This window comes from Pseudalkalibacillus salsuginis, from assembly GCF_021646685.1.
Lineage (GTDB): Bacteria > Bacillota > Bacilli > Bacillales > Fictibacillaceae > Pseudalkalibacillus > Pseudalkalibacillus salsuginis.
Genome location: NZ_JAKJHW010000003.1, coordinates 325,854 through 350,435, shown reverse-complemented (window position 1 = coordinate 350,435; position 24,582 = coordinate 325,854). Strand labels below are relative to the sequence as shown.

19 protein-coding genes and 2 riboswitches are annotated in these 24,582 nt (G+C 44.2%); of the genes, 1 reads left to right on the top strand and 18 read right to left on the bottom strand.

All coding sequences use genetic code 11. The features are described from left to right. Positions 1-65: 65 nt before the first annotated feature. Positions 66-172, top strand: a riboswitch (SAM riboswitch). 53 nt (positions 173-225) lie between these two features. After that, positions 226-415: riboswitch (cobalamin riboswitch) on the top strand. Positions 416-561: 146 nt separating this feature from the next. Next, complete coding sequence (gene metE / locus L1611_RS10980) at positions 562-2,865, top strand: 5-methyltetrahydropteroyltriglutamate--homocysteine S-methyltransferase (RefSeq protein WP_322972543.1); 2,304 nt, start codon at positions 562-564, stop codon at positions 2,863-2,865. A 100-nt stretch (positions 2,866-2,965) separates the two neighbouring features. Here the strand turns inward: metE and L1611_RS10975 are convergent, their stop codons facing one another. From L1611_RS10975 to L1611_RS10890, 18 genes are all read right to left on the bottom strand, one after another. After that, complete coding sequence (locus tag L1611_RS10975; protein WP_236313131.1) at positions 2,966-3,133, bottom strand: hypothetical protein; 168 nt, start codon at positions 3,131-3,133, stop codon at positions 2,966-2,968. Between the two features lie 111 nt (positions 3,134-3,244). Next, positions 3,245-4,111 carry a VOC family protein gene (locus tag L1611_RS10970; protein ID WP_236313130.1) on the bottom strand — a complete coding sequence of 289 codons (867 nt, stop codon included), beginning with the start codon at positions 4,109-4,111 and terminating at the stop codon, positions 3,245-3,247. A gap of 334 nt (positions 4,112-4,445) precedes the next feature. Continuing rightward, entirely contained in the window at positions 4,446-4,703 is a 258-nt protein-coding gene (locus tag L1611_RS10965; protein ID WP_225066462.1) for an HPr family phosphocarrier protein, read from the bottom strand. A 175-nt stretch (positions 4,704-4,878) separates the two neighbouring features. Further along, entirely contained in the window at positions 4,879-5,814 is a 936-nt protein-coding gene (gene whiA / locus L1611_RS10960; RefSeq protein WP_236313129.1) for a DNA-binding protein WhiA, read from the bottom strand. A 34-nt stretch (positions 5,815-5,848) separates the two neighbouring features. After that, positions 5,849-6,805 carry a gluconeogenesis factor YvcK family protein gene (locus L1611_RS10955; RefSeq protein ID WP_236313128.1) on the bottom strand — a complete coding sequence of 319 codons (957 nt, stop codon included), beginning with the start codon at positions 6,803-6,805 and terminating at the stop codon, positions 5,849-5,851. Further along, positions 6,789-7,691, bottom strand: coding sequence for an RNase adapter RapZ (gene rapZ, locus L1611_RS10950; protein WP_236313127.1), 903 nt, complete (start codon positions 7,689-7,691; stop codon positions 6,789-6,791). Before rapZ ends, L1611_RS10955 begins: the two co-directional genes overlap by 17 nt. 96 nt (positions 7,692-7,787) lie before the next feature. After that, positions 7,788-8,246, bottom strand: a complete 459-nt coding sequence (locus tag L1611_RS10945; protein ID WP_236313126.1) for an NUDIX hydrolase — start codon at positions 8,244-8,246, stop codon at positions 7,788-7,790. A 1,020-nt stretch (positions 8,247-9,266) separates the two neighbouring features. Continuing rightward, complete coding sequence (gene trxB, locus L1611_RS10940; protein WP_236313125.1) at positions 9,267-10,220, bottom strand: thioredoxin-disulfide reductase; 954 nt, start codon at positions 10,218-10,220, stop codon at positions 9,267-9,269. Positions 10,221-10,462: 242 nt separating this feature from the next. Next, complete coding sequence (locus L1611_RS10935; RefSeq protein WP_236313124.1) at positions 10,463-12,079, bottom strand: tetratricopeptide repeat protein; 1,617 nt, start codon at positions 12,077-12,079, stop codon at positions 10,463-10,465. Positions 12,080-12,765: 686 nt separating this feature from the next. Then, complete coding sequence (locus tag L1611_RS10930; protein WP_236313123.1) at positions 12,766-16,614, bottom strand: family 43 glycosylhydrolase; 3,849 nt, start codon at positions 16,612-16,614, stop codon at positions 12,766-12,768. Between the two features lie 991 nt (positions 16,615-17,605). After that, positions 17,606-18,256: a bifunctional phosphoribosyl-AMP cyclohydrolase/phosphoribosyl-ATP diphosphatase HisIE gene (gene hisIE, locus L1611_RS10925; RefSeq protein ID WP_236313122.1), complete on the bottom strand. Its 651-nt coding sequence runs from the start codon at positions 18,254-18,256 to the stop codon at positions 17,606-17,608. Beyond that, positions 18,253-19,011: an imidazole glycerol phosphate synthase subunit HisF gene (hisF, locus tag L1611_RS10920; protein WP_236313121.1), complete on the bottom strand. Its 759-nt coding sequence runs from the start codon at positions 19,009-19,011 to the stop codon at positions 18,253-18,255. Before hisF ends, hisIE begins: the two co-directional genes overlap by 4 nt. Then, on the bottom strand, positions 19,012-19,746 hold the full coding sequence (gene hisA, locus L1611_RS10915) for a 1-(5-phosphoribosyl)-5-[(5-phosphoribosylamino)methylideneamino]imidazole-4-carboxamide isomerase (RefSeq protein WP_236313120.1): 735 nt from the start codon (positions 19,744-19,746) through the stop codon (positions 19,012-19,014). After that, a complete protein-coding gene (gene hisH / locus L1611_RS10910) occupies positions 19,733-20,380 on the bottom strand; it encodes an imidazole glycerol phosphate synthase subunit HisH (protein WP_236313119.1) in 648 nt (215 codons plus the stop codon). Before hisH ends, hisA begins: the two co-directional genes overlap by 14 nt. After that, positions 20,381-20,971, bottom strand: coding sequence for an imidazoleglycerol-phosphate dehydratase HisB (hisB, locus tag L1611_RS10905; RefSeq protein ID WP_236313118.1), 591 nt, complete (start codon positions 20,969-20,971; stop codon positions 20,381-20,383). Positions 20,972-20,974: 3 nt separating this feature from the next. Further along, positions 20,975-22,243 carry a histidinol dehydrogenase gene (hisD, locus tag L1611_RS10900; protein WP_236313117.1) on the bottom strand — a complete coding sequence of 423 codons (1,269 nt, stop codon included), beginning with the start codon at positions 22,241-22,243 and terminating at the stop codon, positions 20,975-20,977. Then, complete coding sequence (gene hisG, locus L1611_RS10895; RefSeq protein WP_236313291.1) at positions 22,240-22,860, bottom strand: ATP phosphoribosyltransferase; 621 nt, start codon at positions 22,858-22,860, stop codon at positions 22,240-22,242. The genes hisD and hisG overlap by 4 nt, the downstream gene beginning before the upstream one ends. 23 nt (positions 22,861-22,883) lie before the next feature. Continuing rightward, positions 22,884-24,062: an ATP phosphoribosyltransferase regulatory subunit gene (locus tag L1611_RS10890; protein ID WP_322972542.1), complete on the bottom strand. Its 1,179-nt coding sequence runs from the start codon at positions 24,060-24,062 to the stop codon at positions 22,884-22,886. Positions 24,063-24,582 lie beyond the last annotated feature (520 nt).

Sequence of the window (24,582 nt, the reverse complement as noted above, 5' to 3'; positions counted from 1 at the left end):
AAGAAACAGTGTTTGACACTTTTTGATGGCCATGCTAGTATTCTTTTAACAATCCAATTATGAATCTCTTATTCAGAGTGGTGGAGGGACTGGCCCGATGAAACCCGGCAACCGATCAAACGATGGATCTTGGTGCCAATTCCAGCAAAGCGAATGCTTTGAGAAATAAGAGAGGTCTTTCCAGCCGAAACCTCTCCTCTGAGAGGTTTTTTTATGATTCAATATCAATATCGAGATTCCATAGGTGCTGGACCTCAAGGCAGGTCTAGCTTAAAAGGGAAGTCCGGTGAGATTCCGGCACGGTCCCGCCACTGTATATGGGAGCAGCCTGCACGCATGTCACTATCTTTGGATGGGAAGGCGCAGGTATGTGATGAGCATAAGTCAGGAGACCTGCCTATGGAGCCCTACACTACGACCTACGAGGAATAGGCAGGTGTTGGCATTTTACGGGATTCGTCTGTCTTCTTTCTACAGCTTTTTCCCTGTGCCGCTCCGCCGTCTCTCTTCTGGAAAGAGGGATTTTTTATTGGATTGAAAACGGAACATGGAGGAATGGCAATGCAAAATGCAAAGAGTTCAACCATCGGATACCCGAGAATCGGTGAAAAACGCGAATGGAAGAAAGCACTCGAACAGTTTTGGAAAGGACAGCAGACCGAAGAGGAGCTGCTTGCAAAAATGGAACAGCTCCGCTTGCAAGATTTAAAGAAGCAAAAGGATTTCGGTGTCGACTGGATCCCAACCGGGGACTTTAGCTATTATGACCATGTGCTTGATACAGCAGTCATGTTCGGATTCATCCCGGAGCGTTTCCAATCATCAGGGGAAAAATCGCTGCTTCAAACGTATTTTGATATCGCCCGTGGAACCAATGAAGCCGTCGCATCGGAAATGACCAAATGGTTCAATACCAATTATCATTATATCGTTCCTGAAATTGAGAACGATGCAAAACCATTCCTGACAGAAAATCGCCCGCTTTCCTATTTCCTTGAAGCGAAAGAAAAGCTAGGCATCATAAGCAAGCCTATTATTCTCGGCCCAATCACCTTTTTGAAACTTGCGAAAGGGTTTGAAAAGGAAGCGTTCGAAAATCTTCTGGAAGCACTCGTACCGCTATACATACAAGTGCTCCAGGAGCTGGAAAAGGAAGGCGCAGAATGGGTACAGATCGACGAACCGATTTTGTGCACAACCTTGGACAAAGAAGAGCTTGCCTATTTCAAAAAAGTATACGGGAACATTCAAGGCGAACTTCCTAACTTGAAAGTTCTTCTGCAAACGTATTTCGAATCGGTTGATCATTATGAAGAAGTCCTGACTTTCCCTGTCGACGGCCTCGGAATCGATTTCGTCCATGATGCCGGGGAAAATCTTGCCGCCCTGAAAAAACATGGCTTTCCTGCTGACAAAACTCTTGCCGCAGGGCTCATCGATGGCAGGAACGTATGGCGCAGTGATTTGGCGAAAACGTGGCAGCAACTCGAAGTGATCCGCGAGCATGTCAATGTTGAACAATTGATCATCCAACCATCATGTAGCCTGCTGCACGTACCGGTTACGACTATATCGGAAGAACATTTAGAAGATGAACTGAAGCATGCGTTAGCCTTTGCTGATCAGAAATTACAAGAGACCGTGCTTTTGACCAAAGGTATGAACGATGGAAAAGACAGTATCGCTGCTGAGATAGAGAAGCAAATGAGCCGTCTTGACCAGTTTTGGAATTCAACGGGACGCAATAACCCTAGTGTTCAGGAGGAAGTGCAAAAATGGGAAGGAAAAGAGCCAGCACGTGCCCTACCTTTCACTGAACGCCAGGCATTGCAGCAGAAGGTTTTCCAGCTTCCATTACTACCGACTACAACCATCGGAAGCCTTCCGCAAACGTCAGAAATCCGGCTAGCGCGCTCCCGTTTCCGTAAAGGGAAATGGTCAAAAGAAGCTTACGAAACGTTCGTTAAAGAAAAAACATCCGAATGGATTGATCACCAAGAAGAAATTGGGCTCGACGTTCTCGTTCATGGAGAATTCGAACGGAACGATATGGTCGAATACTTTGGTGAAAAGCTCAAAGGATTCGCCTTTACCGATTATGCGTGGGTTCAATCTTACGGTTCCCGTTGTGTGAAGCCGCCGATCATTTTTGGTGATGTATCCTTACCAGAACCGATGACCGTCAAGGAAATCACCTATGCCCAGTCACTTACGAAAAAACCGGTCAAAGGAATGCTTACAGGGCCAGTCACGATTCTGAATTGGTCCTTCGTCAGAGATGACATCAAACCTTCCGAGGTCACAAAACAAATCGCCTTGGCATTGGAAAAGGAAATTAAACATTTGGAAAACAATGGCATCAGCATGATTCAGGTTGATGAACCAGCACTCCGTGAAGGCTTACCGTTAAAAAAAGGTAAACAGCAAGCGTATCTTGATGAAGCAGTCTATGCTTTCAGGCTCGCCACTTCATCTGTTAAAAATGATACACAAATCCATACTCATATGTGTTACTCCGAATTCGGGGAAATCATTGATACGATCGACCAACTGGATGCAGACGTCATTTCGATTGAGGCTGCCCGTAGTCATGGAGAATTAATTGAAGACTTTGAGAAAATCGGTTACGACAAAGAAATCGGACTTGGCGTGTACGATATTCACAGTCCTCGTGTCCCAAGCATCGAAGAAATGGAGAGAAGCATTCTCCGCGCCTTGCAGGTCCTTGACCCCCGCCAATTCTGGGTTAACCCTGACTGCGGTCTGAAAACCCGCGGCATCGAAGAAAGCATCGCCGCTCTGAAAAACATGCAGGAAGCAGCCCTTCGTGTACGTGAAAACCAGACAGCTTCAGTAATAGGGTAATCGAAAAGCTATTGCGATCAATCATTTTTTGACTAAGCTCTCCGCTTGCTGTCTGTCAAAAGCTAGAATGCCTGTCCCCATCGATGGGACAGGCACTTTTTCATTGCTCTTTTTTGTCTTGATAGGATTTCGCCAATAACTCTTTTACCTGATTATACGACAAACCGGATTGTGCGTTCTTTCTTTTCACTTCATCGATATTCGTTCCTGAACTGGCAATCGTATCATTACTTGTCTTATGTTGTTCAGGTTGGTTAAAGCTCTTCATGTTGCAGCACCTCCTAAACATACCTTTCACACTTTTAGCCATTCCATACATCGCATTTTTATACTAAGTCCCACTCTGTACATAAAAATAGCAACCCCAGATACTAGTGGATCAGCCATGTCTTTTAAAATTGACAAGGTTGATGCGATTTCCTGAAGGATCCACTGTCCAATAGTCTTCATTTTCTTTTTCAACAGTAAAGCCCATCGAAATTAACCGTCCAATAGTCTCTTGGAGTACTTGATTACCTGGAAAGTTGATCGTATACCACTTCATCCCAACTTCATCTGCATGCGGCCGCTGTGATCCAGTTCCATTCCAGGTGTTCAATCCGATATGATGATGATAGCCGCCTGATGCCACAAATAAAGCCTGGTGACGAAATGGAACAGTTATTTCGAAACCTAGCCCATCAGCATAAAACCGCTTCGCTTCTCGAAGGTCATTAACGTGAAGGTGGATATGGCCCATCACCGTTTCAGCAGGAAGCCCACCCCATCCTTTTCCGTCAGCTTCCTTCAGTAAACCCTCCATATCAAGCGGATCACTTACAAACGGCAGCTCCCCATCCACCCAAGTCCATTGCTCTGCAGGGCGATCCGTGTAGATTTCAATGCCATTCCCATCTGGATCAGCTAAGTATAACGCTTCACTGAACAAATGATCTGATCCGCCTTGGAGTCGATATTCCTTTTCTAAAAGCCTTTTTAACGATGCACCGAGATTTTCCCTTGTGGGCACCAGGATTGCAAAATGGTACAGTCCTGTCGTTCTGGTTCGTTTCGGTATAGCATCCTTCTTCTCTTCTAAGGTGATGAGGACATTTTTACCATCAGCTGTCAGCGATGCCACTCCCTCTTTTTTCTCTAAAACTGAAAAGCCTAAGAGATCCGTATAAAAATCAAGTGAATGATCAAGATTAGAAACGAATAAATGTACAAGACCCACATATATGTTTGGTTGACTGTGAAATGCCATTTGAAACTCCTCCCACTAATACTTACTTTAAATAAGTTAATGACTTTAGTATACCATGATTCCCAACACTTACAATAAGTAAGTTTTAGTTTTCTTTCTGAATTAGTTTGGTAGCATCAATAAATCCAATTCCAAGAAAAGCGTAAACGCTCTGAGCAGCCACGAAGGTCACTGGAAGTCCGACGAGGAGGTTGTCGCCGCCGCAGGAGGACTGAAGTGAGCCAAGGGGTTGGGCGTTGGAGCTGGACATTCCATCTTCGAAAACATAATTTTTATCCTTTCCTATCTTCCAAAAAAAACACCGCTCCTTCACAAAGGAGCAGTGTTTTTGTACTTATTCAGCTGTTGTAATGTATTTTTCTAACGCTTTGAGAGCTTCTTCTTCATCTTTCCCGTCTGTCACAATCGTTACTTTCGAACCTGATCCTACAGCCAGGCTCATAATTCCCATGATGCTCTTTGCATTCACTTTCTTTCCGTCTTTCTCTAAAAATACATCCGCTGAAAAACGATTCGCCTCTTGGACGAAGAGTGCTGCTGGACGAGCCTGCAAGCCGGTTTTCAATTCAACCGTCAAATTTTTTTCTAACAATGGATCATTCCTCCTTGTACAGTCCTATATTGATTTATATAACAACTCTTCATAATAAATGTAAAAAAGTTATATTACGTTCTCCTAAAACAGGCAGTCAGCTGTCCCCTTCGTTTTGCTTGTGACCGGTCTATATGTAAGCGTTCACTTCATTTTGAAAAGAAAAACGCCTGTCTTATATTTTTCCCAGGCGTATTTTATTGGCCATTTCATCTAGCTTCCGTAATCGATGATTGATTCCGGATTTACTGATTGGACCAGAAGTGACGAGTTCTCCAAGCTCTTGTAGTGTAACATCCTGATATTTTACACGCAGTTCTGCGATTTCCCTAAGTTTGTCAGGCAGTTTCTCCAGTCCGAGTTCACGCTCGATCAACCGGATGTTCTCGACCTGGCGCATGGACGCTCCGACGGTCTTATTCAGATTCGCTGTTTCGCAGTTCACGAGACGATTCACCGAATTACGCATATCCTTCATGATCCGCACATCCTCAAAATATAAGAGAGCATTATGAGCGCCGATCAAAGTCAGAAACTCAGAGATCTTTTCTCCTTCTTTCAAGTAGATGATAAATCCTTTTTTCCGCTCTAACATTTTTGCATTGAGATCGAAAGAATTCATCAGTTCCAACAGCGATTGGGTATGCTCTTCATACATTGAGAATATTTCCAGATGATACGAGGTTTCCGGATGGTTCAGGGATCCACCTGCAAGGAAAGCGCCTCTCAGGTAGGATCTCTTACAGCAGCTTTTCTTAGTGATCTCTTTCGAAACGTCCCTCTTGAAGGAAAAGCCTTCACCCATTATATCCAGTTCGTTCAATAACGTCCGTGAATCATGCTTGATCCGTACGATGTAGACATTATTCTTTTTCAACCTCATTTTCTTCCTGACGAGCAGTTCAGCTGGATAACCATACAGCTGCTTGATCAATGTATAAATCCTTCGTGCGATTGCAGCATTTTCGGTAGGAATATCAAGTATAATTTCCCTGTTCGCTATTGAAATTGAACCATTCATTCTAATCAGGGCCGACAACTCAGCCTTTGAACAGCACTTTTTCAACTCAAGCTTCGTCAATTCTTTTTTCGTATCTGAAGCAAAGGACACCACGGACACCCCCTCTTCTTTTCCATACCGGGGTCTAATAGTCTGATACTAAATCCAGAATGATTTCTGAAACACGCTTCGCATCATGCCTGATCAGCGAATCATTATATTGAACTATTTTATCACTGATTACCTTAAAGCCAAAGGATTTTAGCCTCTTCTCATCATATTCAACAGGCTCTCCACCTTCTGCTTCATATTTCGTCAATACATTGTCTGGTACTTTATCATTATTTACAATAATTGTATCAATTATCTGTTGTCCGATATGGGAGACGAGTTTATTCACATGATCAGAAGCAGTAAAGTAGTCAGTCTCGCCCGGCTGTGTCATCACATTGCAAATATAGACTTTCCTGGCAGTAGAATTCTTGATCTCTTCAGGAATGCCTGGTACGAGCAAGCTCGGAAGTATGCTCGTATATAAGCTTCCCGGCCCGATCAGGATCAGATCGGCATCCCGGATCGCACGTAAACTTTCATCAAGAGGCTTTACCGTATCTGGCGTCAAAAAGACCCGAACGATCTGTTTACCTGTATGAGGGATTTTCGACTCTCCTGATACGATCGATCCATCATTCATCTGGGCATTCAAGATGACACGGTGGTCGGAAGCGGGCAGTACTTTTCCGCGTACGTTCAAAACCTTCGACAGTTCCCGGATTCCCGTCACAAAATTACCGGTGATGTCTGACATTGCAGCCAACAATAGATTTCCTAGCGAGTGTCCTGATAAGCCATTTCCATTTGTAAAACGATGCTGGAAAAGTTGCTCCACAAGCGGTTCCACTTCTGAAAGGGCAGCCAATACGTTCCGAATGTCTCCCGGAGGTATGATGTCGAGCTCTTCCCTTAATCTCCCCGAACTCCCGCCATCATCAGCAACCGTAACGATTGCTGTAATATCAACGGGGAATTTCTTCAACCCTCTCAACAGGACTGACAATCCTGTCCCCCCGCCGAAAACGACTACTTTAGGCCTTCGATTCAATCTCTGGTACCTTTTTATCTTTCTTGATATCACGGTGGCTGCTATGAACGTGATATTCTTTGCGTAAATAATCCTTCAAGTGTTCAGCAAGGGTGACTGAACGATGTTTTCCGCCAGTGCAACCGACCCCGATCACAAGCTGGCTTTTTCCTTCCCGCTTATAATGAGGGATGATGAAGTCCAGTAGTGCAGTAAGCTTTTCGATGAATTTTTGTGTTTCAGACCACTTTAGTACATAGGAAGAGACTTCTTCCTCCAGGCCGGTTTTTGGACGCATATGCTCGACATAATGAGGGTTCGGCAGGAAACGGACATCGAACACAAGGTCAGCATCAATCGGCATTCCGTATTTAAAGCCGAATGACAAGACATTGATCGTAAATGGATGGGATTCATTGGTCTTATATCGATCAATGATCGTTTCCCTCAGCTGTTTCGGCTTCATATCCGTCGTATTTAAAATGGTTTGGGCTCTGCCTTTCAGTTCTTCAAGCAATTCCCTTTCATTTTTGATTCCGTCGAGCGGCAAGCCGTCAGGAGCAAGAGGATGTGAACGCCGGGTCTCTTTATAGCGTTGCACGAGTGTGGCATCCTCTGCATCCAAAAAGAGGATGTGCGGTTTTATAATTGAGGAATCTGTCAGTTCATCGATCGTTTCAAACAACTGATCGAAGAACTCCCTTCCGCGTAAATCCATGACAAGTGCAACTTTGGTCAGTTTACCAGTGGAATCTTCCATCAGTTCGACAAACTTCGGAAGGAGCGCTGGCGGCAGGTTATCGACACAGAAATAGCCAAGGTCCTCGAAGCTTTGCATCGCTACCGTTTTTCCTGCGCCGGACATTCCCGTGATGATGACCATCCTGAATTCTTGTTGTTGTTCCATCTATACCCCGCCTTTCTTATTTAATTTCAAGTAAAACAGGCTTGATCCAGCCTCTTTGAAATCGATCAAACATTCACCTGTTTTCGACAACCTTTTTTATGATGGATCTAAACGATAACTGAGCAGTTTGAAGTCAGGTGTATACGTAAACGTCCCGATGATCATCCCGTTCCCGGTCATCATATAATCGAGGATATGATAATCCCCTGGGGCCATCGGCAAGCTTGAAATTTCTTCTTTCGGTTTCCAGGCCAGCTTCCCTTCCTCCGATTCAGAAACCACTTCACCTTCGAAGCCAGTTGCATAGAAGGTGAACATCATCCATTCCTCTACAATTTGCTCATCTTTTTTAATGATAAAATTGAAAACACCTTTTAATCTTGGATTGAGTAGATAAAGTCCTGTTTCTTCACGATACTCTCTGATAACCGCATCTTTAATCGTCTCTTCAGACTCCATTTTTCCACCGGGTGCTACCCACCACCCACGACGAGGTTTTTGCAGCACTAAGATTTGATTATCTTTTTCGAGTACACAATTCGTCACTCGTTGCACATGATTCACCTCTTTCCTTGATTATACTACGTTTTCGAGCACTCCAACAATTCTATTAACTAGTTTATGTAACAATTCAATGAATATAAGAAAAGCGCAAATGCCCTGGACAACCACGAAGGTCACTGGAAGCCCGACGAGGAAGCTCATAAGATCGGTTTTTCGTGTTGTAAGTACTCCATAAAGGTCTTATGAGTACCTTAAGATCGGTTTTTCGCGTTGTAAGTGCCTCATAAAGGCCTTATGAGGACCTTATGATCGATTTTTCGTGTTGTAAGTGCTTCATTCAGGTCTTATGAGTACCTTAAGATCGGTTTTTCGCGTTGTAAGTGCCTCATACAGGTCTTATGAGTACCTTAAAATCGATTTTTCGCGTTGTAAGTGCCTCATTAAGGTCTTATGAACCAAACAAAGTTCGGTTCTGCGCGGGTGAACCCTTTGACCTAAATCAATGTATCGACCGCCGCAAGAGGACTGAAGGTGATCCAAGGGGTTGGGCGTTGGAGCAACAAAATCATTATACTTTCTTATCCTTTTGAAAAAGACACCTACCTATTTGGATTGATTTCTCTAGTTTCGATGAACCCAGCTTGAACTCCTTTTAATTGGTAAAAAGCAATTTGGCATCAAGCCGTTTCGTGTAAATAGATCTCTTGCGGACATATAGGCCCTTATCAGTGAAAAAACCAAGTGATTCAAACATCAGTGGACATACATGCCTCTATTTGGCTCAATGAAAGCTGTTTTTTGATGATTTGCAGGATAAAAGATCTCTGGTGTCGACTAATGATATAGAACGTAGTTATCTTGTGCGATTAAGGTTTTTCTCATAACCTTCTCAAAAAGCAGGTCTAGGAACAAAAAAAAGCACGGAACCATATGGCCCGTGCACAAAAATAAGAAATTTATTAAAAGGGGGTCAATTTCTTAAGTCTATAATACCCCACCAATATTTCACATTTGTTACAAAATGGTTAAGACGGAATTACTTTTTCCGACTAAAGAAAAATCAACTTGTTTTTACGAATTGACACTCAACTTTTCCATAAGGGTCTCGACATAATGCTGCGCACTTTGTGCCGCAATACTTCCATCACCAGTCGCTGTTACAATCTGACGTAATGTTTTTTCGCGGATATCTCCCGCTGCAAAAATGCCTGGAATCTTCGTTTCCATTTCAGAGTTCGTTTCAACGTAACCATTTTCATTCGTGATTCCAAGATCCTTGATTGCTTCATTCAGCGGAAGCATTCCGATATAGATGAAAACACCATCCGTCTTGAATTCTCGTTCTTCACCGTTATTAGTGCTGACTAGCGTCACACTGCCGACTTTGTTGTTATCTGCGTTGATTTCTTTTACAGTATGGTTCCAGATGAAGTCGATCTTTTCATTATCAAATGCACGGTTTTGTAAAATTTTCTGGGCACGAAGCTTATCACGACGGTGGACGATAGTCACTTTTGAAGCGAAGCGAGTCAAGTAAACGCCCTCTTCAACCGCTGAGTCTCCTCCGCCTACGACGACAAGCTCTTTGTTTTTAAAGAATGCGCCGTCACAAACCGCACAGTAGGACACACCACGTCCGCTTAATTCTTTTTCCCCAGGGATGCCAAGTTTTTTGTACTCTGCACCTGTACCGATGATGATCGAGCGGGCTTTATATTCCTTGCCACCGCCTGCTTTAACTATTTTATATTCTTCCCCATCAATGATTTGTTTCACGTCACCATATGCATATTCAGCACCGAATTTCTTTGCGTGCTCGAACATTTTATTGGATAGATCAGGCCCTAAAATATGGTCGTATCCAGGATAATTCTCAACATCTTCTGTGTTTGCCATCTGACCGCCTGGAATTCCGCGTTCAATCATCAATGTGCTCATATTAGCACGAGACGTATATACAGCAGCTGTAAGCCCAGCAGGACCCGCACCCGCGATGATTACATCATAAATCTTTTCCTCTGACATGCTCTCCACTCCTTTTCAACAACCAATTTCAATTTATAGTTAGTTTAAACGGATAATGATCTTCTTATTAGTATCGTATTAAATGCCCCGATGTTACGTCTAATAAAATGCTCATATCGTCCTAAGTATGTGCTTCGTTGGTAACTGGGCGCTATAAACTGCAGTGTCTGGCACCGAAATCCAGCCTTACTCTCCCAAGGGGTTGTGGATGGTGCCTGGCACCGCTCTTAAGACACTGCTCTTTAGTTTGGTTTCATGGTTTGTCGGTGGTGGAGTATTTTGAGCGTTTTGCTATATTTTTGGATTGTTGAGGCCGATATCCCGAATTGTTCAGCTACACTCTTTTGGGTTGTTTGCTTCTCTTGTAGATAGTCTGCCATATAAGCGATTGCAGCGGCCCATGCTTTAGAATTTACAATTGACAGTGATCCTTCTCTCGCCTCATTGATCAGGAGGTGCCATAAGAATGCGGTATTTGAATCAAGTTCACCTCGCATGGCTAGCACTTGTTCAAGAATGACCAATCCCTTTTCCATATCGTCTGACGGCTGGTGAAGGTGTTCGATTCCGCTCTCTTTCTGGATTTGTACCGATTCATAGCCTCGTTCGAACAAGATCGTCGCAGCCAGTTCCTTCATGATCAAGGTCTCATTTTTTTCCGCACAGAATGCTTCCAGGGTCGACGTCGTGTCCTCATCATTCCAGTTCCGGATCAACAACAAATGGGACAACTTGTTTTTATGGATCGTACTTTTCAGCTTCTTGATCCTTTCCGACAGATCATTTGGATCCTGCAGTTTATTCAAGGGCATAGTATATTGATATTCAGCTTCCTCTGAATCGAGAGTGTTATCTCGCAACTTTTCCAAATAGTACGTTGCAACTGTGCTCTCCTCATCCAGATCAAGTACCTTTTCCCATGCTTTTTCCGCTGATTGTATTCGCCCTGTCTTTAAAGAAGCTACTGCCAACCAGTGAAAAAACGTCACATTCCAAGCGTATCCATGTGATCTCACCGAATTCAGCCACTGGAAAGCAAGCTCGTCCTCTTCTAATAAAGCGAACGTGCTACCAAGCTTGTAACGATGTTCCGGGATGATCGGATGGATCACCTTCAGACAATTTGTAAAACGTTCAAGTTCTTTTTGCTGGTGCAGCTGCTTATAAAAAAGAGCAGCATTACAAAGCGCATGAAGATTCCCGGAATTTTTACCGAGGACATCATCAAGCACCAAAAAAGCTTCATCATATTCACCAAGATAAAAGTGAGCGAGCGCCAGATTATTATAAGCCGCCCAAAATTCAGGATGTGCCAGGACCATCTCTTTAAGCAAATCCCGCGCACCAGAAAAATCGCCTTTTTCAAGGCTGCGCCGCGCTTTTTCATGTTTGACAATCAGCTTCTCTTCGGATGAACACTTTTCTAGATCTTCCCCAAATTCAGTATGTATCAGATCAAGCAATTCCTCACAATCCTCATAGAATTCACCGTTCGGATCGTTCTCCATATAGCGTACGGCTTCACTTTCAGCTTCCCGGAACATACCGAGATGAGCATAATTATTCGCCATGAAGTAATAGCATTCCGAAATGTCTGAGTCAATTTCGCTTACGATATATTCAAGCAAGTCGTTCGATTCGATGAAATCTCCTAACTCTGCTAATGTGGCTGCAAGTTGGCACAGGTAAGTCGGTTCCTCAGGTTCGACTTGGACCGCTTTTTCAAATAGCTGTTTGGCTTTTACAAGGTCTTTCTTTTGGTACGATTTAATACCACGCTGAAAATAATACTCCCCGCTTCTCGCAAAGGGAACGACATTACCCCTTGATTTCACCGGAGTGTTCTGGTTTACATTCATTTAATTCAATCACCCGTTCTCTAAAACTGTCCATCGAAAGTATAACACACCCTTTCTCTGACGAACACAATAAATCAAGAGTTTTCATTTCACGGAAAATTATAGGAATTACCAAAGTGTTACTTGTGAATACACACTTTCCTGTAATAAACCCCAACATATAGGTGAATACTTTAAATGATCGGTAACTCGAACATAAATATGGAATGTCAATTTCCGGATCCATTAATAAAAATTTTAATTAATTATGCAGGAGGAGTGCCCATCCTGCTCACTAGTAAACCTTTCGTTAACAACGTTCGTGACAAGCTTCTACTCGCCTGAAGTCAATCTTGGGTAAGCTGTATACATTTCATACACCTTTCTCAATCAGAAACTCTTTCATCCGATTGAAATCATCCGTACATACTCTTAAGGCTTGTAAATGTTATACATTGGTTTGATGGAAAGTTCCAAGTATTAAGGAACGTTAGGAAAAATCGTTTTAAAAATAAAAGTGACAGATTAAGATGGCTATAATATTTCCTTTCTAGAGGCATGTTTTCCTCATTCCATTTACAAACAAAAAGGAGTACTGCATGACGTAGTTTTCTTCGGGTCCATTGTTAGTAAGAGGCAGATACATATATATAAAAGAACACACAAACTAAATTCCTCAAATTTGTGTGTTCTTTCTTAAATATTTTTTATTTTAGAAGATCAGCTAACTCTGTCAAAAGATCGCTATTTTCTTCAGTAATAGATTTTCCCTTCTGAGAAGCCAGTTTATTTTGATAAGCGGTAATCTGGCCATTCACCGTCTTATCATTACCCTTTTCAGCTGATTTTTCTGCTGCTTGCAGCGATTTGACCAGTGAGTTGGCAACTCCTTTATTTGTTACAAACTCCTCTGTCAGACGGCTTAAGCTATCAAAATCGACTTTCACTGTAAACTGGATTTTCGCTTCCGCCGTGTTTCCAGCATGGTCAGTAGCAGTGGCAGTTACGGTGTTTTCTCCGATATCAAAGCTGTAGGCTGGTCCTTCAACAACCGAACATTCTTTAAAAGCAACACCAGATACCTCGTCGGTTACACTGCAATTGATTGCAATAGCGGCATCTACGGAATAGGATTCTTCATTACCGCTAAACTCAATCACAGGAGCGTTTGTATCAAGGGTTATTGATTGTCGGTACGTTTCACTGGTATTTCCGGCATTATCATTAAACTGGACATATACCGTTTTTTCGCCATCGCCGGCCGGTAAAGTGAATGGCTTCGAAGCCTCGTACGCTTCCCACTCTGTCCATTCTTCTGTGTCTGTAGAGAAACGAACCTGATTCACTCCGCTCTCTTCATCGGTCGCTTCGAGCTTAAGCGTTATTTGCCGATCATTCGTAAATTCATCTCCGTTATTAATCGTAAACTTGCCTTCAGGTCCTTCGGTATCATTCCCGGAATCGATGAATACCGGTTCGGTGATGCCTTCTAAAGTCGGCTGAACTTGTTTGATTGTACCGTCTTCGTTAAACTCCATCTTATCGATCATCACTTCACGATTATACCCGTTACCGCCAGGAATTGCGTGTCGGTGATAAACCATATAGTAATCTTCGGTATTTGGAACATTTAACACAGTGTGGTGCCCAGTCGCCTTGATTCCCTGCGATAAGTCTTTACTTAAAATCACACCCTGCTTTGTCCAAGGTCCCATCGGTGAGTCACCTGTTGCATAAGCAACCTGGTAATTTTCGTCACGTGTATCGTTTTCTGACCACATGAGATAATACGTATCATTGCGCTTAAAAACAACTACGCCTTCTCTAAAGTTAGGCGGGGTCATTTCAACGGGGTCTTCTGCAAAGGAAACCATATCCGCATTCAACTTGGCACCAAATAAGTGCCCATTGCCCCAATAGAAGTAAGACTCTCCGTCATCATCTGTAAACACATACGGATCAATAGCCTGTCCCGGATGTTGGCCTGCCGGTATTAAAGGTTCTCCTAAAGCATCTTCAAACGGACCTGTGGGAGAGGAGGATTTTGCTACGCCGATGTTCGTGTCTGCTGAGAAGTAATAATAGTAGTTACCATCCCTTTCCGCAATCGCAGGCGCCCACGCGCGGTTATCAGCCCATGTCACATCATCAGTCGCCAGATCCAATATTACCCCTTGGTCCTCCCAGTTCAATAAATCTTTGGAAGAGAACACTTTGAATTGAGAACCGGACCATCCTTCAAATCCATCGGTTGTCGGGTACAAGTAGTAAGTGTCCCCGAACACAGCAATATGCGGGTCCGCATAAAGTCCAGGCAATGTCGATTTTGGATGGACCTTGACACGGACCGTCCATTCCTCTGTATTGCCATCTTCATCGGTCACCGTGTACGTAACAGGATTCGTAAAATCTTGCGCTTCACCGGATGCAGGGCTTACAGTAGAACCAGATAATACAGTAATCGTTGGAGTTAGATTGGTAATGTCAACGCCTTCCCCGTCCTTTACATGAACGGTGATCGTGTTGGAATCTTTATCGATTTCCGATCGACTCTTTTGGCCAGGGACTTCGAAATTACCGATATCTGTGGCGTCAAGATTAGATTCCAAGACTTCTGTTTCGTTAAGAGCACGGTTATATACTTTTACATTGTCGAAATACCCTTCAAAGTACTGGTCTCCGGAGTAAAAGGACTTCCCTAAATAGGCCAGCAAGTCTGTCCCCAGGTCTGACATAGACACGGTAACATCATTGTTTTCATCAACAAGCACGCCGTCTTTATACATCTTCATACTCGTAGGTTCAATCACCAAGGTGATATTCATCCACTTACCCTGGATCGGATCGGTACTCGTTTTCACATCCTGTTCATTTGACCAACTGCCTGTCGTGATGGCGTTTCTAATTTCATTGTTCCGGGTTCTCAGGAACATATATCTCTGATTATCTTTTCCAACCGTAAAGGTGAAAAAGTTTCCGGAAACAGTTTCCGCTTTAATATCCATGGAGACGGTCACGGTATCTCTTCCTTCGAAGAAACCTATCGGAAAGGAAGCAAACGTTTCGTTTGTCCCATCTAAATACAGCACTTGTGAATCTTTTTCTTCATCTGTCACATACGTGGCATTTCCATGCAAAGTACCGGTGTAGCTATTGCCGGAAACGTCTTGAATGGTATCGCCCGAAGCCGTTTCGTCAAAATTGTACGTAAGCACAGGCTCTTCTTGTTCTTCTTCGTCAGGTGTTTCCACTTCGACTGCCCATTTTTCCATTACGGCATCATACTCTTCCTGGGTGATATTCAGCACAGAACCATGTCTTTTTTTGTTTGAACCTAATGAATACTCGGAAGTAGACAATTTTTCAAAGTCCCCGCTTGCCAGGTCAGTCGTCAGTAGTGGAAGATATCCTTTGCCGGTTGCATACTGATCGACCATCAGGTTCCATTCTTCACGATCATTGAACTTAAAGATGAGCGGTCCTTCCACATCACTTCCGGTTAAGCCCAGCGGTTCAAGGTTGCCAACCTTTGACCATTCGCCAAGGATTTCCTCGCTTTTTTCAATTGTTAACTGTCCGTCCCCCGAGTAGCGGTAATACAATCCATCGTCTTCGATGATGGTTGTATCGATAATATGTTGATCGCCCGGGCGGTCAATATACACCTGTGGTTCGGTGAACGTATGGAAGTCTCTTGTCTTTGCATAGTAGATATCGTGCGGTTGAAAATCTTCTTCACCAGGCATCCTTGAAGCCCAGAACACGACATACTCACCGGTTTTCTCATCATAAAAAGCTTCCGGTGCCCACGCATTGCCCGCCTGTTCCGGTGCGACTTCTACCATTCTGGGTTCCGACCAGTTCACGAGATCAGTAGATTCCCAAACTATAATCGACCGGCTGCCTGCCCTTTGTGCCGCATTCCAGCCTTTTCCATTAGCAATCCGTAAATCCGTGGCGATCATGTAAAATTTATCGCCTTCATGAGAACGGAAAAGATACGGATCACGTACACCTTTTTCACCTACATCGGATGTCAGTACCGGATTACCGTCATTTAAGTCTTTCCAATTCAATCCGTCGGTACTACTGGCGAAATAGATTTGTTCACCGGTAGAATGTTCGCCGGTAAAATGAGTCATTAAGTATGCGTCGTATTCCTTTTCCTCTGGTTTTGCTTTTACTGTGAGCGGAATCTCTTTTGTTGCGCTTGCTTCCCCGTATGTGATTGTTGCCGTTAAGGTTACTTCTGTATCGGTTTCCTGCCTTGTAACAACACCTGAAGGAATGTCATCATAGTTTTCATTTACCTGTTCGTTGACATTGACCACATCCGTTTTATCTGTTTCCCAAGTGATTGCGGCTCCTTCCATACTGCTTGATGGTAAGGTGATATTGCCGCGAATGTCGTCTGCGTTCGGAATGACAAGATCAGCTTTTGCTTCCTCAACCAATTCTTCGTCTGTTAATTCCTCCGCTTGCACAGCTTGTATTGGAAGTAGTGAAAATAACAGGGTGATCGTTAAAAATATGGAGAAATACTTTTTACTCTTCAACCTTTTTACCTCCTTGTTTTAAAATGAACTCCTGACGCTCTTCGTCCTACAATCCCCAGCAATGCTCCGGTCAGAAGAAAAATAATGGCTGTCTCCGTGTTATTCTCTTTTTGGGCCGTAATTACGAGATACTCGCCAATCATTTCTCCGGTCCCCATCAGAAAGCCATCAACGGGTTTAATAAAATCCGGCTTGGTTCAATTGTAAAGCGTTTTCAAAATCAACTGAATAGAATCATTTATCAGAAAAATAGAAATATTTTAACACATAGAGAGCAGGCAAACAAAAAAGTGGAAAAATTTTAGGGAAAGTGTAATTTTTTTAAATCGACACTGTTTGCAGTGAGCGATGGATATTTTTATACAAAAATCAACTTCGGGGAATGCGGAAAGGGTACAGCAGCTTACATACTTTTTGAATAGGATTATATATTTAAAAAATTTATAAAAGTAACAAATTGCAACTATTTTCAGAAAAGTGTATTTATTTTACTTGAGGATTGTGATTTAATGGCTCGTCTTACATAACACACCAATCAATTATTGTTGTAGGCTCTTTACAAAAGAAAACGACAGGATTCTAACGTTTTCCTTTCCACATCTGAAGTCATTTCATGTTAAAATCACACTTTTATGTACACATATCTGTGACACAATTCCTTTAAAAATAGCTTTTTCCAGCCCATGCAATGGCTTCTTGTACCATACATTATGGTGTTTTTCCCCATAAGAAATCCCCTCTAGAATAAACAGTACAGTAACTCTCTTTCTACTGTCTACTAGAAGGGGATATACCACCATACCGAGGTTATCTTCTTGTAAACCTCAGAAGGTCAAACCTAAATCTTCTTGAACATTTACACTTTTTAATAAGGAATTTCTTCTTGTATGGATTCAGCTGCATAAGCGCTTTTTATTAAATTGCGCATTTATAGGGTATAGTTCAAAAAACCTCCAAAGAGCCTTTTTTATTTTAGACACAATTTAGGCGATTATTCCTTTCCGTTCTTCCTGGTATGTCGTTCTTTTAAAACAGCTAAAACATCGTTGAGCGGCAGATCCTGTTCTCTGAGCAAAACCATCAAGTGGTAGAGCAAGTCGGCAGATTCCCACATTAGCTCATCTTTGTCCCGGTTTTTGGCGGCGATGATCACTTCCGAAGCCTCTTCACCGACTTTTTTGAGGATTTTATCGACGCCTTCCCCAAACAGGTATGTCGTGTAAGAACCTTCAGGACGGGTCCGCTCCCGTTCGGCGATCAACTGTTCAAGCTCTGAAAGGATCGCCAAATGACCATCAGGCCCTGTACCCTTGACCTCCCCTTCGTCGAGGAGCGAATCATCAAAACAACTGAACGATCCTTTGTGACAAGCAGGCCCTTTCGGATTCACCAGCACTACAAGTGCATCCTGATCGCAATCATAACGGATATCGTTGATTGTCTGCGTGTTCCCGGATGTCTCCCCCTTATGCCAGAGCTCCTGCCTTGACCGGCTGTAAAACCATGTCTCCTTTGTTTTGAGGGATTTTTGCAAGGATTCCTCGTTCATATAGGCAAGCGTCAGCACTTCCTTGCTCTTGACATCCTGGACGATTGCTGGAATCAAGCCTTTTTCATCAAAACGTAGCTCGCTTAACTTCATCGGACATTCACCCCTTGCTGCCGCAAATGATCTTTTACTGCTGATATGGAAGTCTCTTTGTAATGAAAAATGGAAGCCGCTAATGCTGCATCCGCATCTGATTCTGCAAAAACCTCATGAAAATGCTCGGCAGATCCTGCACCACCCGAAGCGATCACTGGCACTGTCACCGCATCACGGACCGCTTTCGTAAGTTCGATATGAAAGCCGGATTTCTCACCATCACGGTCCATGCTCGTAAGTAACAGCTCGCCGGCTCCTCGTTTTACAGCTTCCTTCGCCCAATCGATCACTTCCCAATCAGTAGAGCGTTGCCCGCCATTCGTATACACCCGCCATGAGCCGAGATTTTCGTCATAACGGGCATCAATCGCGACGACGATGCATTGTGAACCGAAATATTCAGATCCGAGTGTGATCAGATCCGGGTTTTTAACCGCTGCCGTATTCAAGGAGACCTTGTCAGCCCCTGCGCGCAGTACACTCTTGATATCTTCCAAAGAGTTGATTCCGCCGCCGACCGTAAATGGGATCGCGAGTGTTGCGGCAACCTGCTCGACCAAGCCTATAATCACATTACGCCGTTCATTGGAAGCTGATATATCAAGGAAAATCAGCTCATCCGCACCTTGTTCGTCATACGCTTGAGCGAGTTCGACTGGATCTCCTGCATCTATGATATTGACAAATTGAATACCTTTAACAACCCGTCCGTCCTTTACATCAAGACAGGGTATGATTCGTTTCGTTAACATCTACTGACCTACCTTTTCTAGTGCCTCCGAAAGAGTAAAACGCTCCGTATAGAGCGCCTTCCCTATGATCGCACCTTGGATTCCATCTTGCTGCCGTCCTGCTAATACGTGTAGATCCTCCAGGGAGCTTACTCCGCCGGAAGCAATCACCTCTGCACCTGATTCCCTTGCAAGCTCTGCGATCGCTTCGACATTCGGGCCTTCAAGCGTTCCGTCACGGGAAATATCGGTAAAAATGAAGTGCATGGCACCAGCCTCTGCAAGCTCTTTCGCAAGCTCGACCGCTTTCACCTTCGAGTCATTGAGCCAGCCTTCCGTTGCAACATAACCATCGCGAGCATCAAGTCCGATCGCAATTTTCCCTTCATACTTATGGAGCATATCTTTCGTGAAAACAGGATTTTTAACGGCTACACTTCCTAAAATGACGCGGTCAACCCCATTTCTCAAATAGAAATCGATGTCTTCCTCCGTCCTGATGCCACCGCCGATCTGCACCTTTACCTCTAACTCAGAGGCTACTTGAAGGACATGTTTGTGATTTACTTTCTCAGCTGTTTTCGCTCCGTCCAGATCCACCATATGTATCCATTTGGCACCATGATCTGCAAAAAGCTTCGCCATTCCAAACGGGGAATCGCCATAGACAGTCTCCTGTTCATAATCCCCTTGAAAAAGCCGAACACATTTACCGCCACGCATATCGATGGCCGGATACAGTTCAAATCGCTTCACCCTGCTGCCTCCTCTCCACATAAGCACCGAAGTTTTTCAGGATTTCCATGCCAGCATCACTGCTCTTTTCCGGATGAAATTGAGCCCCGAAAATATGGCCACGGCCGACGACCGCCGGAACTTCTTCAAAATAATCAGCCGTTGCAAGCAGGACATCCCTGTCTTTCGTCTGCACAAAATAAGAATGGACGAAATAGACGAAATCAGTGCTTAGATTCTGAAGTAAAGGTGTTTCAGGCTTTTGAATGAGCATCCGATTCCAGCCCATATGCGGTACTTTATAAGTCGTGTTGTCTGACGTGATCCCCGGAAGACGCACGATACGTCCTGGTAAAAGCTTCAGCCCTTCCGTTAAACCATTCTCTTCACTCTCTTCAAACAACAGCTGCATCCCGAGGCAAATGCCGAGAATCGGCTTTCCGGACTGGACAGCTTCGACGATGAATCCGTCCATGCCATCTTTTTTCAACGCATGCATCGCGTCTTTAAAAGCACCGACCCCAGGCAGCAGCAGCGCATCCGCCTCTACCAATTCTTCTTTCTTTTCGGAGAGGAAGTGATCAATTTCAAGACGTCTCAGCGCATTTTGTACCGAGTGCAGATTTCCCATTCCATAATCGACAATCCCGATCATTTACAGCATTCCTTTCGTGGAGGGTACACCTTTCACCCTCGGATCGATCTGTGTCGCTTCATCCAGCGCCCGTCCAAGCGCCTTGAATATCGCTTCGATGATGTGATGGGTATTCGTTCCATGATGGACGATCACATGCAGGTTCATCCTCGCTTCAATCGAAAGCTTCCAGAGGAACTCGTGTACAAGCTCTGTGTCAAAGGTTCCGACTTTTTCAGACGGCAGCTCTGCCTTCCATTCAAGATGCGGACGGTTGCTGAGATCGATGACAACCTGGGCCAATGCTTCATCCATCGGAACGATTGCATTCCCGTACCGGCGGATTCCGCGCTTATCTCCGAGCGCTTCAATGAGAGCCTGACCAAGGCAAATCCCGATATCTTCCGTCGTATGATGATCATCAATTTCTGTATCCCCTTCCGCTTGCACGTTCAAGTCAAACAGTCCATGCCTGGTCCATAGATCGAGCATATGGTTCAAAAACGGCACTGGTGATTGGATATTCGACTGACCGTCTCCATCAACCTCGAGGCTCAGTTGGATCGCCGTTTCGTTCGTTTTCCGTGTAATCGTTGCTGTCCGTTCTGTCATACCTTACTCTTCCTCCAATCGATAATCGATCGCTCGCGCATGGGCTTCCAAACCTTCAAGACGAGCGAGTTTACTGATTTTTCGGCCGTTCTCAAATAAAGCGTCGGTACCATACGATATGATGCTTGATCTTTTTGTATAATCCTCCACACTCAATGGACTTGAAAAACGGGCTGTCCCATTTGTCGGGAGAACATGATTCGGTCCTGCGAAATAGTCACCGATCGGCTCTGAACTGTTTTTGCCGAGAAAAATGGCACCAGCATGCTTGATCTGTCCAAGTAACTCGAACGGTTCATGAGCCACGACCTCAAGATGTTCCGGGGCAAGCTCGTTGACAGCGTCAATCGCCTCTTCTTCCGTATTCGCTATATAAATCACACCATTGCTGATGACAGATGCTTCAGCAATTTCTTTCCTCGGGAGGCTTTCGAGTTGGCGGATCACTTCCTTCGACGTTTCTTCGGCGACTTCAATTGAGGTCGTTATAAGAATTGCCGATGCCATCTGATCATGCTCCGCCTGCGACAAAAGGTCTGCCGCCAAAAAGACTGGATTCGCTGTATCATCGGCATAGATTAAGATTTCACTTGGGCCTGCAATCATATCGATTCCAACGAGACCGAACACTTCCCGTTTGGCCAACGCAACGTAGATGTTTCCTGGTCCGACGATTTTATCGACTGGCATAACTGAGTCGGTTCCGAACGTCAATGCCCCGATCGCTTGTGCGCCTCCAACTTTATAAATCTCATCAACCCCGCTCTCATGTGCGGCGACCAAAACACTTGCAGGAATCGTTCCATCCGGGCGAGGAGGCGTTGTGATCGCGATCCTGCCGACCCCTGCTACCTTTGCAGGAATAGCCCCCATCAGGACAGATGAAGGGTATTCTGCTTTTCCGCCTGGTACATAAATCCCCACTGATTCAAGCGGTGTAATTTTCTGTCCTAATACAGTTCCATCTTCCTCTGTCATCATCCACGATTGACGGACTTGCTTTTTATGATAAACCTTTATGTTCCGGGCAGCCTCCTCGATGATCTCGATCACTTCTTCATCAAGTGATTCATAAGCTTTTTCAATTTCGACATTCGTGACCTTCAATGCTTCAAGTTCTGCTCCGTCAAATTTTTCCGTCAACTCGAAAAGAGCTTGATCTCCATCTGATTTAACCAGTTCAAGAATCTCAATGACAGCCTGCCTCTGTTCTTCAGTTCCTTGATTCAACTGCTTCCGAAGCTTAGCTCCTTTTAATTGTTTTACTTTCATCGCGCGATCTCCTCCCCTTCAATGACCTTATCCAATCGATGCACCATCTCATCGACTGCGTTTGCTTTGATCCGGTAACTGACCGGGTTTACGATGAACCGCGATGTAATATCGATGATTTTTTCCGTTTCAACGAGCCCGTTTTCTTTTAACGTCCGACCAGTCGAGACGATATCGACAATCCGATCCGCCAGCCCGATCAATGGGGCCAACTCGATTGATCCGTTCAGCTTGATGATCTCGACCTGCTTGCCCTGGCTCCTGAAATAATTCGAAGCGACATTCGGATATTTCGTTGCGATTTTTGGTGCTACTGCATCAAGTTCTGTACCTGGGATTCCAGCCACCGCGAGATAACACCGTGAAATCCCAAGATCGAGCACTTCATAAACGTTCCGCTTTTCCTCAAGCATAACGTCCTTCCCTGCGATTCCAACATCTGCAACACCATGCTCGACATAAGTCGGAACATCCATCGGTTTCGCTAATATGAAGCGTAAATTTGCCTCCTCGATTTCAAGGATCAATTTTCGGGAATCTTCAAACTCTGGCGGAAGAGTATAATCTGCTTCACGAAGCAGTTGGACAGCTTCTTCAAAAATCCGCCCTTTCGGCATCGCGATCGTCAATGTTGAAGAACTCAATGCTCTCCCCCCTCTTCTTTTCCGAGATAATACGTAACATTGGAAAATTGTTCCGTATAAGCATCAAGGCTCTCGATCCCCTTGATGTCCTGGGCAACCACCATTCCGCCTTTATCTCTCAATTTCCTCACGAACGCATAAGCTTCTTTCCTATGCTTTTCCGAAAAAATGACGCAATGTGTGAAAGGCTCCGTTTCTCCTCTCTGGATCGCTTCCATCAAGTAATCCAAGTCGATGCCAAAACCGGTCGCCTTAGCTTCCTTATCAAATTTCCCTAGGAGGTCATCGTACCGGCCACCGTTGCTGATCGGTGATCCGAGCTCAGGTGCGTAACCTTCAAACACGACACCCGTGTAGTAGGTCATATGGCTGACCAATGTTAGATCAAGCGTGGTAAGCTCATTGACTCCAAAAGCTTTCAGGCATTCCCGCAATGCATGAAGTTCTTCGATCGCTTCATATCCTCTTGTTGAGGTGATCAACTTCTCAGCATCCTCCAGCTTATTTTCTCCTCTCAGATGAAGGAAGTCCAGGAGGCGCTTTTGATCGATTGACGACAATGGAAGCTTCTTCACATGCTGCTTGTATCCGACGTAATTTTTCTCATATAAAAAGCGCTTCAACTTTTCAACACGCTCGTCCGTTCCGAGGATTTCCTTGAATAACACATCTACATAGCCAAGGTGGCCGACCGCAACCTGGAAGTTTCGCAGCCCCACATGCTCAAGCGTTTCGATCATTAAGGCAATCACTTCACCATCCGCACTTGTCGAGCCATCACCGATCAATTCCACTCCGAATTGTTCAAACTCCGCAGGATGTCCTCCTTCCTGCTGTTGGGCACGGAATACATTCGCCGAATAAGCAATCCGCATCGGTTGTGATTGACCTTGCATGGTTGACGCAGCTACACGTGCAATCGGGGCTGTCATATCCGGTCTCAGAACAAGCGTTTTACCCTCTTGATCAAGCAATTTGAAAAGCTGCTGCTCCAGAGTGGCCGAAGCTTCACCTACTGTGTCGTAATATTCGATGGTAGGGGTCTGCATAAAACGATAGCCCCATTTTTGAACAGCGTGCTCCATCGCCGAACGGCTCTTCGATTTGATTTCATACAGGTCAGGCAGCGTATCCCGCATACCTAAAGGTTTTTCAAAGACTAATGGTTTCGTCACAACTCTCACTCTCCGAATCGATCTATTTGAATTCAATATTGGATTGAGTTTATAAAAAACCTGATACGCAAACCCTTTTTGGATCCGCTTCTTTGCCCCCTTAAAAAAATGGATGAATTTTTTGAGCGAAGCGAACAATGGCTCATGAAAAAGAAGGCGTTTTGTCTTGCAAATAAGCCTCTTTTTCCAATGAGACAGTTTAAGGGGGCAAGGTGCTTTGTAAGGGATTCTTCAAGAATCTGTGTAAACATCACTCACGAATACCTTCAATTTGGATCCGCTTCTTTGCCCCCTTAAAAAAATTGATGAATTTTTTGAGCGAAGCGAACAATGGCTCATGAAAAAGAAAGCGTTTTGTCTTGCAAATAAGCCTCTTTTTCCAATGAGACAGTGTAAGGGGGCAAAGGTGCTAAACCGAAAAATCCTTTAGTTCGCTAATCAACTAATAAGATAAAGGTATAATAAGTAGTCTAACTTTCTTCCCAAAACACGTCAACCAAAAATTTATACATCTGACGCT